The 15429-nt window shown below is 47.3% G+C and carries 2 protein-coding genes; both read right to left on the bottom strand.

Features of this window, described 5'->3' with window-relative positions; all coding sequences use genetic code 11:
• Positions 1-23 precede the first annotated feature (23 nt).
• Complete coding sequence (fenE, locus tag ACQVGS_RS12030) at positions 24-7688, bottom strand: fengycin non-ribosomal peptide synthetase FenE (RefSeq protein WP_491830266.1); 7665 nt, start codon at positions 7686-7688, stop codon at positions 24-26.
• Positions 7689-7704: 16 nt separating this feature from the next.
• Positions 7705-15420, bottom strand: coding sequence for a fengycin non-ribosomal peptide synthetase FenD (gene fenD / locus ACQVGS_RS12025; protein ID WP_263463805.1), 7716 nt, complete (start codon positions 15418-15420; stop codon positions 7705-7707).
• Between the last annotated feature and the right edge of the window lie 9 nt (positions 15421-15429).

Genomic DNA, 15429 nt, shown 5'->3' with positions numbered 1-15429 from the left:
TCATATCTCCCTGTCACGATTTTCTACAAGTCTTCCACCAAGCTGGATATACTGTCCAAATCCTCTGCCGTTAATGATTGGCTGCTGAAATCGCTCAGCGTCTTTTCTGTGTTCTGTTTTTCAGCACAGTGTTTCATAATATCCCGCAAATAGCATTCAATCATGTTGATGAGCCGCTCCATTGTAACCCTGTGAAACCGTGCCGGCGGATAGCTGAGCTGAAAATGAAGCTGATTTTCTGCTGCCATCGCACTCATCTCAATAAGCTGCTCCCGCTTCCAAGTAGGAGTGATGTCCTTACCGCTCCCAAGACCGGATGGGCGGAAACGGTCTTGACTTTCTCTGTCGTTGAACTGCCCTAAATAGTTAAAGCCGATTTCAGGTGTTTTTGAAAACACCATGCTTTTATGTTCGGGATGTGTAAGATATTTCAACATGCCGTACCCTACCCCTTTGTTCGGTATCCGGCCCAATGTATCTTTCACGGTTTTAACTGCGGTTCCAAGCTCATCCGCTTGATTTTCAAAGTCAATAAGGACGGGGTAAATGGATGTAAACCAGCCAACCGTCCGGCTGATGTCTAAATCCGGCAGAATGTGTTCTCTCCCGTGTCCCTCCATTGCCATACGGAGCTTGCTGCCCCCTGTCCAGTCACAAATCGCTAAGGAAGCCGCCGTCAATAGAATATCTTGTGTATCTGTGCCATAAGCGTGGTTTACCTTTTGCAGCAAGACCGCGGTGTCTGCTTCAGTGAGTGAAAAGCGCAATGTTTCCCTTACACTGCTGTTCATATTCTCCATATAAGGCATTTCGTATGGCAGTTCCGCTGCTTTTTCCTCTTCAACCGTCCGCCAGTACGTTTCCTCGCGAATCAGCTTGCTGCTTTGGGCATAATCTTGAATTCGCCGTGCGTATTCCTGATAGGAATCTGTTTTAGGCGGAAGCTGTATAGCCTGTCCTGAAGCTGCTTGATGATATGCCGCTGACAGGTCCTCCAGTAAAATTCTCCATGATACCCCATCAACGACCAAATGATGAATCGTGAGAAATAAATAATCTCCGGACAGCGTTTTAAACCAAGCGGCATGCAGTAATGGTCCTTGTTGGAGATTGATACTTTGCTGAAGATTTGCCACTTCTTCTTTAATGCTCGTTTCCCAATCGATTCCCGGATCTGAAAAATCAGAAATCCTTAAGCTGTACAGTTTGGATTCATGAATATCTTGGTTGATTTGCATCTGTTGTCCGCTATCATCCCGATAAATCATCCGCAGGGCATCATGATGCTCTGCCAGTTTTTTTAATGATGCGCGCAGTGCATTTTCCGACAAACAATCAGGACTAAACAGCATGACAGACTGGTTAAAATGGTGTCTATCTTCTATATCCTGAGAGAGGAACCAATGCTGAATAGGTGTCCATGGGACAGCTCCCTGAACAGATCCTTGGTCTATTACTCTTTCTGTCTTCCGGATGACTGCTGATAAATCTTTTATGTTCGGATGGCGGAATAAATCGCTTGCATGCAAGCTCCACCCATAACGTCCGAGGCGCGCGGATACTTGAAGAGCCTTAATTGAATCTCCGCCTAGTTCAAAAAACGAATCTTCTATTCCGATCCTCTGTGTCCCGAGAACCTCCTGCCATATGATCGCAAGCTGTTCTTCAAGGTCATTTCGAGGCGGGACGTACGTTTGTTTAGATGTAATATCTGGTTCAGGCAGTGCTTTTCGGTTCAATTTTCCGTTGGCAGTGAGCGGGAGAGCATCCATTTCTATCACATAGGCCGGCATCATATAGCCTGGCAGCATTTGAGAAAGGTGAGTACGCACTTGTTCAGCATCTGTACCCTCTTTTACGCTTATATAGGCGTAAAGCTCCTTGCTGCCTAATTGTCCTGTTCGCGCCAATACAGCTGCTTCTTTGACACCGTCTATATGACGAAGCGCTGATTCAATCTCACCGAGCTCAACCCGGTACCCCCTTATTTTTACCTGATCATCGACACGGCCTACATATTCAATTGTGCCGTCCGGCAGCCAGCGTGCCAGATCACCGGTACGGTACATTTGTTCGCCGGGCGCAAATGGATTTGGCACAAATTTCTCTTTCGTCAGGTCTGGTCGACCAAGATAGCCTCTTGCCACACCATCTCCGCCGACACACAGTTCACCGACAGCTCCGATCGGCTGCAGCATCCCCCATTTATTTAAGATAAATGCGGTTGAATTACCAATCGGCCGGCCGATCGGAATGGAATGTTCATACAGTTTTTCAATGTGAAAACAAGTTGAAAATGTTGTATTCTCAGTCGGCCCATATCCGTTCCAGATTGACAATTCCGGGCATGCTTGCTTGATTCGATTGACATGACTGGCTGACAGAGCTTCTCCGCCAATAATCAGATTTATGAGCCGGGAAAATATTTTCTCATTCTGTTCTGTTAAATGGTTGAAAAGAGATGCAGTCAGCCACATTGTGGTGATTCCGTTTTGTTCTATGTATCTCTTAAGCTGATGGGAATCCAGAAATGTTTCTTTATCTGTGAGATGCAAAGCAGCGCCATTTAGCAGCGGCCCGAGTATTTCAAATGTAACGACATCAAAACCGAGTGAAGAAGTCAGCAGAAGCCGGTCTCCAGGTGTAAATTCAATGTAATTGCTGTTTTTGACAAGACGGATCACACTTCGCTGCTCAATCATGACACCCTTCGGTTTGCCGGTTGAACCTGAGGTATAGATGATATAAGCGAGTGAATGTGGCCCTGCTTGAGATTCAAAGTTCTTCGTTTCTCCTTGTCCTTGAATCTCTTCGATGACGATTTGCTCACATGTAAGCTCTAAGTCTAATCGTTGATTGTTTGCTTTTTCAGATTGAAGAAGTATTTTTGCACCGCTGTCTGACAGCATATATGATATTCGGTCAGGAGGAAGATCCTTAGCGATAGGCAAATAGGCTCCTCCAGCTTTCAAAATGCCGAGCATTCCTGCTGCAAGTTCTGGAGTTCGTGTTGTCAATAATGCAACTACAGTTTCAGGTCCGACTCCTTTTCTCCGAAGAACAGCAGCAATCCTGTTTGCCCGGATGTTCAGCTCCTTATACGTTAATGTTTGTTCATCGCCGGCCACAGCTATGGCATCAGGCGTTTGTGCAGCCTGTAACTCAAACAGCCTGCTGATGGTTTCATGTCTCGGATACTCTCTTTTTGTGCAGTTGAGTTCATGGATAAGGAAATGGGTTTCATTCTCGTCCAATACATGTATTGTTCCAAGTGCTGCTTCGCTGTCTTGGATGATGGCGCGTAGCATATTCATTAAATATTGAAGCCACATTTCAATCGTATTTTTCTGATAGAGATCAGTGCTATATTCCATTTGAAACATCATAGATCCATTAGCTCCCTCGTACGCATACAGGGTTAAATCGAACTTTGATACTTGATGTTCCACATTTGTTGCGGGCCGGAGACACAGGTCCTTCAGCTGCATGGATTCTTGGTCCATATTCTGAAGCACAAACATCACATCAAACAGCGGATTTCGGCTCATATCCCTCGTCATGCCGAGCTTGTCGACAAGCTCTTCGAACGGATAATCCTGATGTTCGTAAGCTTCCAATGCGGTCTCGCGCACTTCCTGCAAAAATTGCGCAAATGGCTTCCCGCCCTCCGGGCGTGCCCGAAGCGCCAGGGTGTTGACGAACATTCCAAGTATCGGCTCAAGATCTTTGTGAGGACGTCCGGCAATTGGTGACCCGACGATGATGTCTTCCTGTCCGCTTAAGCGCGACAATAACGCTGTGTAAGCTGCCAGGAGCACCATGTACAGGGTGCTTCCGTTCTCGCGTGCGAGCTTGTGAAGTCCGGCTGTGAGTTCTTGATCGAGCGTAAATGAGACTTGATCACCCGCGAAGCTTCGCACCGGCGGCCGGGCGTAATCAGCCGGCAGGTCCAGTACGGGCAGCTCGCCTTCGAGCTGCTTCAGCCAGTACGCCTCCTGCGTCTTGTACGTGTCTCCTTTTTTAAAGGCCTCCTGCCATACGGCATAGTCTTTATATTGAATGTGAAGCGGAGGAAGCTCCTGATTGGCGTACAGCTCCCCGAATTCCCGAATGAGCGTATTGACTGACACACCGTCTGAAATAATGTGATGCATATCGACCAGTAATAGATGCCGCCCGTCTGGTACCTTGACGATCCCCACTCGAAACAGCGGAGCTTGGCTGAGGTCAAACGGCTGGATAAACGCTGCCGCGGCTTCCTGTTCAGTTTGTCCGCCGAGCACAGAGGTGTGGAATGTAAACGGCACTTCGTCATGGATGCGCTGAACCGGTTCGCCGTCTGTGTCCGTTGTAAAGGACGTGCGCAGTGACTCGTGGCGTTTGATCAGCTTTTTGAATACGGCATCCATTCTTGTAAGATCCAGCTTTCCTTCCAGCTCCAAGACTGCCGGCATATTGTAGCCTGTGCCTCCATCCTCCAGCTGCTGGAGCACATACATCCGCTTTTGGGCGGAGGAAACCGGGTAGGTCTCGCGTTTTTCAGCCGGCTTCATGGCTTCATACGGACTTTCCGTTCCTTCGCTGATGACAGAAGCCAAACCTTCTACCGTCGGATGGGCAAACACATCCTTCAGCGGCACTTGGACGCCGAATTCCTTGGCGATCCGGGAGACAAGCGCGGTGGCTTTTAAGGAATGGCCGCCCCGGTCAAAAAAGTTGTCGTGAATGCCGACAGGTCCGCTTTTCAGCACTTCCTCCCACAGCTGGGAAAGCTTCATCTCTGTCAGGTTTGTCGGCGCTGTGTAGGTTTCCCGATCTGCCGCTCCGTCAGGAGCAGGCAGCGCTTTTCGGTCGAGCTTTCCGCTCGGGGTAACCGGCCATTGTTCCATCTCAATGATATGAGCAGGGATCATGTAGCCCGGAAGCAAAGTATCAAGCTGCTTGCGCACTTCATTTCTGCCGAGTCCTTCCGCATACGCACATAATTCCGCCTCGCCGCTTTCTGTACGAACAGTTACAGCCGCTTCCCGCACGCCTTCAATGCTTCTGAGTGCCGCTTCGATTTCTCCCGGCTCAATACGATAGCCGCGGATTTTCACCTGGTCATCCAGACGGCCGAGGAATTCAACCTGTCCGTCTGGCAGCCAGCGCGCCAAATCACCCGTTTTGTACATGCGTTCACCCGGATAAAATGGATCATCAAGAAAACGTTCTTCTGTTAATTCCGGACGATTCAAGTAGCCTCTGGCGACGCCGGCTCCGGCGATATACAATTCTCCCGCTACGCCGACAGGCTGTACGGCTAAATGAGGATCTAATACATACAGACGCGCGCCAGGCACGGGTTTTCCGATCGGAAGGCGCAAGCGATCCTTGTCCAGCTCAGGATCACACGCGTAAAATGCCGCATCAACGGTTGCTTCTGTCGGCCCGTAGCCGTGAACCAGCGATGTCTCCGGCAGCAAAGAAGCGAAACGGGCTGCCGTATGGGGTGCCAGCGGTTCACCTCCGGCGAATACGCGCTTCAGGCTTCTCGGTGCCTCTATTTCCGCTTGATCCAAAAAGCTGTTCAGCATGGCCGGAATAAAATGGGCCGTTGTAACGCCTTCCTCCCGAATGGCTTTTACCATCAATGCCGGGTCTTTTTCCCAGCCGGACGGAAGCAGATAGGCCGAAGCACCTGAAAGCGTCCACCAAAACAGCTGCCAGACAGATGCATCAAAGGAAAAAGACGTTTTCATCATAATGATGTCGTCTTCCTCTAAAGGAAACTGCATCTGCATGCCGGTCAGAAAGGAAACAGCCTGGCGTTGCTCAACGGCGACCCCTTTCGGCCGTCCAGTGGAGCCCGACGTATAGATCACATAGGCGAGAGAATCGCTGTCCGCTTGATGAAGAGAGTGATATTCGGATTCTTCATTCGCAAGAACCGTCATATCCACTTCAAGTGTCTTCTTGGAAAAATCAGGTGCCTTTAATCCCGGCTGCGTCAGCAACAATGCTGCCCCGCTGTCTTTCAGCATATAGCTCAGCCGTTCCTCTGGATATGCAGGATCAAGAGGCACATAAGCTCCGCCTGCCTTTAAAACGGCTAGAACGGCTGTCAGCATGTCCGGCGAACGCTCGCTTAGAACACCGACAATGCTTTCCTTCGTAACACCATGCGCCGTAAGGCGCGCTGCCAGCCTGTTGGCGTACATGTCAAGCTGCGCGTAAGTCAGCGAACCGCCAGAAAAGCGCAAAGCCGTCCGATCCGGCGTCAAAGCCGCCTGACGTTCAAACAGCCCGTGCAGCGTCGGAGCTAACGCTGAAACAGCTCCCGTCGTATTATATTCAGCAACCATTTTCTGTGTTTTGTCTTTATCTAGTAACGTCATCTTTGAAACAGGAAGAGAAGGATCAGAGATGACAGCTGAAATCATATGCTGTAAATAATCTTTTATCTCAGCCATTAAGCCAGGCTCATATAAACCTGTATGAAAATTGATGCGCACGAACAATGTGCGGCCTGGAATCACTTTGACGCTGCATCCATAATTAGTCTCCTCCGCCATCGCAAAGTTTTCCACTGAGAAACCGAACGATCCAGTCTGGTTTAGTCCTTCAATTTCTTGCTGGGTCGGCACGTTTTCAAACACGATAATATGATCAATGAGCTCTTGTTTAAGAGCACTCTGTGCTTGAATGTCATATAGAGGGAAATAACTGTATGCTTCTGCTTCAGTCATTTCCTTTTGTATCCGGCTGACCAGGCCAGAGAAAGAAAGAGCTTTGCTTTGGACCCGGATGGGAATGGTATTGATAAAAAGGCCGACTATATTTTCTACATCCTCCAGCCCAGAGGGCCTGCCTGAGACGACTGATCCGAACACGGCATCGTCACACCGATTGAATTTTTGCAGCAAAATCCCCCACAAAGCTTGGAAAACGGTGTTAAGCGTTGCACCGGATGCTGCTGCGATTTTCTGCAAATCGGACGTTTCTTTTTCAGAGATGGTAAACGTGACCTGCTGTAATTCACCTTCTGATACTTGCTGGTTTCTTTTTGGCAAAGAAGAAGCTTTCTCGAAATGCTGCAGCCGCTTTTTCCAATATGCAGCTGCCTCTTCACGATCCTGCTGCATCAGCCATTTAATATACGTTCCGTACGGCTGAACTGGCTGCAAATATGGAAGCCGCCCTTCTCCCAGCGCTTGATAAATGTGGAGAAAGTCTTTGATGATGATGCCTAAGCACCATCCGTCCATTAAAATATGGTGATGGCTCCAGATGCACACGTAACGCTCAGGCGCCCATTTTAAAACGGATATTCTCATCAGTACATCCGACTGAAGATCAAAGCCCCTTTTTTTATCTTGTTCCTTGAATGCTTCTGTACAATGTTCTTTCTCTCTCTCATTAAGATGAGAAATATCTTCAAAATGAACATGGCAAGGACGGTTTTTAAGCACCACCTGACGAGGTTTGGCTACATTTTTGTAGATAAAAGTCGTTCGAAAGATTTCATACCTGTCAAAAACAGCGTCCATACTTTTCTGGAAACGGTCTAAGTCAAGCTGCCCATTGATTGTAAAAGACGCCTGTTCAAAATAAGCTCTCGACTGTTCATCATACAGCGAATGAAAAAGCATCCCCTCCTGCATAAAAGACAAGGGATATATATCCTGTATTTCGGGTTGCTGCGGCATCAATGAATCTCCTCTCCTATAATTTGTTGACGGCCCCCATAATCTCACTTAAATCCTCCAGCGTTAAATCCTCATCAGTAAAATCAGCGGCACTCCATTCGCGGTTTTCTTTGCCCGCGCAATGCTGAATCATGTTTTCAAGCGCATGTTTAAGATGATCGGCTAATGCTTGTATGGTTTGTTTCTTAAACTGAAGACGGTTATAAATAATGTGCATGTGCAGGCATCCTGATGAAACGGCTCCGCTGATATCTAACACATAAGGCCGCTCCCAATCCGGGCTGATTTCATTCCCTGTCTTAATATCAGAAATCTCAAAAGCTTTTGATTGAACATCCTGATCAAACTGGCCTAAGTAATTAAAGCTGATTTCCGGGTCGCTGTACTCAGAATCCCATATCTTATTGATATATTTCAGCACTCCATAGCCTGCGCCTTTATGCGGTATGCGGTGCAGCATGTCTTTTGTCTGCTTAATGTGTCGCCCTAGCCGCTCACCTTCATCCGTATGGTCAGAATCACTCATATCAAGCCATACAGGATAAATTGAAGTAAACCAGCCTACTGTTCTGTTTATGTCAATATTGTCAAGATAATCTTCTCTGCCGTGGCCCTCCATACTGATTTTGAAATGGTCAAGTCCCGTCCATTCCTGCAAAGCTAGACCTAAAGCAGTCAGAAGGATATCATTCGTTTCCGTGTTGTATGCATTGTTTGCAGCAGTTAACAGCAATTCTGTATCTTCACGAGACAGCTCGAAATCAATTACTTCTGTATCTTTGAATGAGTTCGATGTGATCGAATGATCTTTGGGAATACGCTCAATATGCCGGTCCTCCCGCTCATTCCAATACGCGATTTCACGCTGCAGACGACGGCTTTTTGAATAGTCAGCCAATGTTTGTGCATAAGTGAAATATGAATCCGTTTTTTCCGGCAGTACGATGGGTTTTCCTGAGACTGCCTGTTCGTAAGCAATTGAAAAATCCTCAAATAAAATGCGCCATGAAACGGCATCAATGACTAAGTGATGGATCGTCAGAAACAAATGGTCTCCATCATCGGCTTTAAACAAACCAGCATGAAGCAAAGGGCCAGTCTCCAATCGAATGGTTTGCTGAATTTGGTTTGCCATTTCTTCAATCTGTTTGTGTGCTTCGGCTGACAAGCCCTGTGCATTTCCGGCTGTATTTGAACGATGATCTCTTATATCAAACAGATCGAAGGCATATAGCTCCTCATCCGGAAGATCTGCTCCTCTGTTAACCTGTACAGGCTTGCCATCTTTGTAACGGCATATGATTCTCAGTGCGTCATGATGAGTCACCAAGCTTCTCAGCACATTTCTGAGTGCAATGTCATCAAATCGTTCAGCCCGGTAGAGCATGACAGATTGATTAAAATGATGGGCTTCCAATGATTGTGAAAAAAACCATTGCTGTACAGGTGTCCAAGGCAGCTCGCCTTCGACTGGCGTTTGGTCAATTACGCGTACGGCTTTTCGAACGCGGGCGGACAGTTCACCAAGCGTCTGATGCTCAAACATCTCACGCACTGTCGTTTCATAGCCTCGCTGCTTCAGCCGTGCACACACCTGCAACGCTTTTATTGAATCCCCTCCAAGCTCAAAGAAATTCGCGCTGACACCTATCTCCTCCGCTTCGAGCAGTTCCTCCCAAATGTCAGCCATCGCCTTTTCAATCTCATTTCTAGGGCTGATATCATTCTCAGTTTGAGCGCGCTTATCTGGTTCCGGCAGGGCTTTCTGGTCGAGCTTGCCGTTAACCGTCAGCGGGATGCTGTCAATCTGGATCAAGCGGGCAGGCACCATAAAATCAGGCAGAACGGCTCTCAGGGCAGCCCTGATATCTGCTTCATTTACGACCTGTCCATCTTCCGCAACCAAGTAAGCATATACAGCGGATTGGCCTTGTTCATCATCTCTTGTGATGACAGCAGCCTCTTTGATTATTGGAAGCTGAAGCAGAGACGCCTGGATTTCGCCGAGCTCGATGCGGTGTCCTCTCACCTTTACTTGATCATCAATGCGGCCCATATATTCCAGATCTCCACTTGCCAGACGCTTTGCAAGGTCTCCGGTTCGGTATAATCTGTCTCCCGGAAGATAAGGATTAGGTACAAATCGGGCCGCGGTCAGATCATCTCTGTTCAAATATCCCCGGGCTACCCCTTCTCCGCCAATATACAGCTCTCCTGGAACTCCTGTAGGCTGAAGATTCATATGAGCATCCATCACATAAGCCTGAAGAGTTGCCAGCGGTTTTCCGATATTGCTCTTATTTTTTTCTATATCAGCTGAGGACAATTTCTTATATGTCACATGTACAGTTGTTTCAGTAATGCCGTACATATTGATCAGATCAGTATCAGGGTATTTCTCGTTCCAGGTTACAAGCATGCCGGGCTGTAAAGCTTCTCCGCCGAAAATAACATATCGCACATGTAATCGGTCCGTATGGTTTTCTTCTTCATGAATGAGTCCGTAAAAAGCAGTTGGAGTCTGATTGAGTACTGTGACGCCTTCGTTTTTTAACAATAAGCGGAATGCGTTTGGATCGCGGGCTGTTTCTCTGGAGACAAGAACCAGCGTACTTCCATTCAGCAATGCTCCGAACATTTCCCATACTGAGAAATCAAAGCAATATGAATGAAATAAAGTCCAAACGTCCTCACTGCCAAAATCAAAAGGCAGGTCCTGATGCTTCAATAGACTAATCACATTGCGATGCTCGACAACGACGCCCTTTGGCTGCCCAGTGGTTCCAGATGTATAAATCACATAAGCTGGCTGGTCTGCTAATGTTTCTTGCGCTTTCAAATCAGGCGAAATCAATTCGTTTTCGGCGTCATTCAGGTATAAAATTTGCCCATGGTAATCCGCCGGCTTGTTGTGTCCGTGCTCTGTCAGGAGAATTCTTGCCCCGCTGTCATTCAGCATAAAGCTGATGCGTTCTTGAGGATATTCAGGGTCAATCGGCAAGTATGCCCCTCCGGCCTTTAGAATAGATAAAACGCCAATCACCATATCAGGCGATCGATCAAACAATAAACCGATGATATCCCCGGATCGGACTCCTTGTTTCATCAGCATAGCCGCTGTCCGTTCTGCTTTTTCATTCAGGTCACGATAAGTCATCCGTATATGATCGCATATCACTGCAGTATGTTCGGGATGTTCAGCTGCTTGTTTTTCAAATAGACGAACGATGCTTTCATCTCTTGGATAGTCAGCATACTGACCCATCGTTTCAAGAAGCAATTCGCGCGCTGGAGCAGAAAGCAATTGCATTTCCGAAAGCTTCATATGGATATCAGACGTTATTCCTTTCACCAGCTCAATAAAATGGGAAGCCCATCTTGCAATGGTCTCTTCTTCAAACAGTGCGGTACTGTATTCGAAGCGGCAGCGAATGCCATCGGAATGCTCCTCAGCGTGTAATGTCAAATCGAATTTAGATACATTGTGTGACGGGGTTACAGACGAGATAGACAAACCAGGCACTTCAAACCGGAAATCTTCGCTGTTTTGGAGCACGAGCATCGCGTCAAACAGTGGATTGCGATTTACCTCCCGTTTCGTTTCAAGCTTATTGACGAGCTCTTCAAAAGGATAATCCTGATGCTCGTATGCAGTCAGAGCAAGTTCGCGAATTTCCTGCAAATAAGAGCTGAACGTTTTGCGGCCCTCAGGCTGGCATCGCATAGCTAATGTATTGACAAACATCCCGATAACTCGCTCCAGATCAGCGTGCGGTCTCCCGGCAGCAGGCGAGCCGACAACGATATCCTCCTGCCCGCTCAGTTTGGAAAGCATGATGGAATAGACAGACAGAAGGAGCATATACATCGTCGTTCCCGTTTCAAACATCAAGCGGTGCAGTTCTTCCGCCGTTCTTTTATCAATGTTTACTTCAAATGTTCCGCCGCTGAAATCAGGCAGAAGCGGCCTCGTTTTATCAAGTGGCAAATCCAATACTGGAAGGCTGCCGCCAAGCTGCTTCAGCCAGTAGGCCTCCTGTTTGCTGTAATGCGTTTTCGGAAACTTCTCTTGCTGCCAAACCGCAAAATCCTTATAATGCAGGTTTAAAGCTGGAAGCTCTTTTCCGCAATAAAGATCAGTGAATTCTTGGACGAGTGTACTCATAGAGATTCCGTCAGCAATGATGTGATGCATATCAAGCAACAAATAGGCTCTTTCTTTTTCGAGAGATATCAAGCTTGCTCTAAAAAGCGGTCCCGCGGTAAGATCAAACGGTTTGATAAAGGACGAGATCACAGACTGCAGCATTTGCTCTGATTCAATTTCAAGCTCTTTCAGATCAGCTGCCAGCGCCGGATGAATCTTTTGCACTGGCTCTCCGTTGTTCAGTTCAAATGCCGTACGCAATGATTCATGCCGATTCACAAGCTCTGTGAGTACTTTTCTCAATCTCCCGCGATCCAAATGTCCTCGCAGTTCCAGTACCGCCGGCATGTTGTAGCCTGTGCTGTCATCTGCCAACTGGTAAAGAGCGTATAATCTTTTTTGCGAGAAAGACAGCGGATAAACATCTCTAAAATCCGCAGGTTCAATCTGCGTAAAAGCATGCTCACGTAAACTCATCAGTTTGGCTGCCATACTTTCCACGGTCGGATAAGAAAAAACGTCACTGAGCGGCAGCTCGATATTCAGCCGTTTATGTATTCTTGATACGAGTGTGGCTGCTTTTAAGGACTGTCCGCCTAATTGAAAGAAATCATCGCGTATACCGATTTGATTTTTGTTCAGCACCTCTTCCCAAATGCGTGCCAGTTCAGTTTCCATTAAGGTTTGTGGCGGCATGTACGTTAAGCTAGTAGTGTTTTCTGGTTCCGGAAGTGCGGAACGGTCGAGCTTCCCGCTGGATGTTAACGGCATTTGAGTGATTTTGATGATGCTTGCGGGAATCATATAGGACGGCAATGTACCGGCAAGATGCTGGTGCAGATTCGGAAGGCCGTTTCCTTTTTCCGGAACGATATAAGCAACGAGTTCCTTTTCCTCATCAGAAACATCACGGGCCAGCACTGCAGCTTCCTTCACTCCAGATGCTTGCCGAAGAACAGTTTCAATCTCACTTAATTCAATGCGATATCCCCTGATTTTTACCTGATCATCAAAACGTCCAATATATTCAATCGTGCCATCAGGCAGGAAGCGCCCTGCATCTCCGGTTCGATATAAGCGTTCCCCTTTGAGGAATGGATGGTCTGTGAATGCTTTCTCTGTTAGCTCTGTGCGCTTATAGTACCCTTGTGCGAGACCCGCGCCGGAAATACACAGTTCACCCGCCGCGCCTATCGGCTGCAGTTGCTCTCCTTGTAAAATATATACTTTTGTATTGGCGATCGGGTGTCCGATCGTGATTCTCTCTTCTTCGTTTAGATGACGAAGGATTGTTGTTGCCACGCTGTTTTCTGTCGGTCCATATTCATTTGCAAGTTCAGCGGAGGGACAAATCTTTCTGCTAGTCTCAAGCAGGTCAGGAGTCACTGCCTCGCCCGCAAATGTCACGATACGAAGACTTTGTGCATCTTCAGCAGTCAGCACTTCTAATAACACCCGGTACAAGGAAGGAACAATAAGCATATGACTAACCTTGTATTGAGCTATTTTCCGTCTAAGGGCGAGCACGTCCTTCGCTTCGTTATCTGTTGTCAGCAGCACGCATGCGCCGGACAGAAGCGGAGTAAACAAGCTCGTCACGCAGCCGTCGAAAACATAGGAAAACAGATGAAGTGCTGTATCCCCTTCGCTCATGCCGTACTCTTCCCGTCTCCACTGCAAGGTATTTGCAATTCCTTGATGGTCAACGAGCACTCCTTTTGGCCGTCCTGTCGTTCCTGACGTATAGATCAGGTAGGCAAGCTCACCAATCGATGCATCAGGAGAGTCCGTTCTGTAATGTGTTGTATGTCCTGATGTCACAATTCTGCCTTTATAGCCTGACGGGATGGATGAAATAAGTTCTTCTTCTGTCAGTAAGAGAGCTGCTTGACTGTCATGCAGCAGAAAAGAAAGCCGCTCTTTCGGATAACTTGGATCAAGAGGCAGATAAGCGCCTCCGGCTTTCCAAATTCCAAGCAGGGCAGCAGCCATGTCCATTGACCGTTCCATCATCACAGCGACAATCCCGCCAGATCCAGCTCCCTTTTCTATCAGGGCGTGTGCAATCTGATTGGCTCTTTCATCTAATTGCCGATATGTCCGGCACTCATCTCCCATTCTCAAAGCAGCCGCGTCAGGTGTTTTGAGAGCCTGTTCCTCAAACAATTGGGATAGCGTTTTGCTTGGATAATGGCGCTCCGTTTCGTTAAACGATTGAATGAGCTTACGTTCTTCAGGAGGCACAATGTTGATGCTGTCGACAGCAATATCGGGATTTGACAAAATACAATCCATTGCCTGCATGAGGTGCCCCTGAATCCGAAGCACCTCTTCACGTTCATAAACGGCGGCATTGTAGCTGAATTTAATATAAAATGATTCACCTGGAACGATGACAACATTAAGGTCATAGCTGGTTTGTTCTGACATAGAAATGTCATCTAGCTTCAATGCGTTTTCGTCATTTTCGCTTTGCCTATTGACTGCCTGCTGAAGCTGTACAGGATAATTTTCAAAGACAAGAATATGATCGATCAATCCTTGCTTCAAAGCACTGCGGTTTTGAATCTCATAAAGCGGATAATAACCATGCTGCTCAGAACGTAAAGTATCCTCCTGCACGGATTTGACAAGCGTAGAAAATGCCATTTTCTCTGCAGATCGAATACGCACCGGAACAGTGTTAATAAACAAGCCGACCATTGACTCGATCCCGTCAATCGCTGACGGACGTCCGGAAACAACAGAGCCGAAGACCGCGTCATCCGTACCGTTGTAACGATGGAGAAGAACACCCCATAGACTCATAAATAAAGTGTTTAATGTAACTCCCCAATTTTGGGCAGCTGCTGTCAATTTCTGAACGATAGCCGGCTCTAAAGAAAAACGGATATTTGCGGCTTCATATTCCCCATTCGCTGAGCGGCTTTTTAGTTTAGGAATAGAAGCGGTATTGCCGTACTCCTGCAGGTAATCTCTCCAGTATGCAGCGGTTTCTTCTTTATCTTGTTCTCCGAGCCATTCAATATAACGGCTGTACGGCACCGTGCTGCCGAGCTGTACAGGCCTGTTATTTTTAAGTGAGTTATACATGCTGAAGAATTCTTTGAGGATGATGCCCAGGCACCAGCCATCCATGATGATATGGTGATGCGTCCAGACACATGTATATGTGCTGTCTCCTCTATCAAAAAGCGTGAGCCGCATTAACGGATCTTTTTGCAAGTGAAACCCTTTTTCCCGGTCCTGCTGCATAAAGTCTTCTATCAGAGCAAGCTGCTCATCATGTTTCAGGTGAGAAAGATCTTCCCTTTGTACGGTCAATTCACGGTTTGTCAGCACAACTTGCTGCGGCCCAGTGAGGTCTGGAACCTCCTTAAGGAATATGGTTCTGAAAATATCGTATCGGGAAACAAGAAGATTTAAGCTCTTTTGAAACGAATCGATACACAGGCTGCCTGTAATGGTAAACGAGGTTTGTTCCACATAGGCTTTAGAGCTGAAATCAAGCAGTGAATGAAACAGCATCCCTTCCTGCATGTACGATAACGGATAAATATCTTGGATCTGCGTTGCTTGCGTCATCAATTCCAC

The organism is Bacillus sp. SD127 (assembly GCF_058566445.1).
The sequence above is the reverse complement of the archived record's forward strand: the minus strand, read 5'-3'. Positions and strand labels throughout refer to the sequence as shown.

Excerpts from the sequence above, each read along its gene's own strand:
- fenE (WP_491830266.1), bottom strand. The coding sequence starts at position 7,688 with ATGCCGCAGCAACCCGAAATACAGGATATATATCCCTTGTCTTTTATG.
- fenD (WP_263463805.1), bottom strand. The coding sequence starts at position 15,420 with ATGACGCAAGCAACGCAGATCCAAGATATTTATCCGTTATCGTACATG.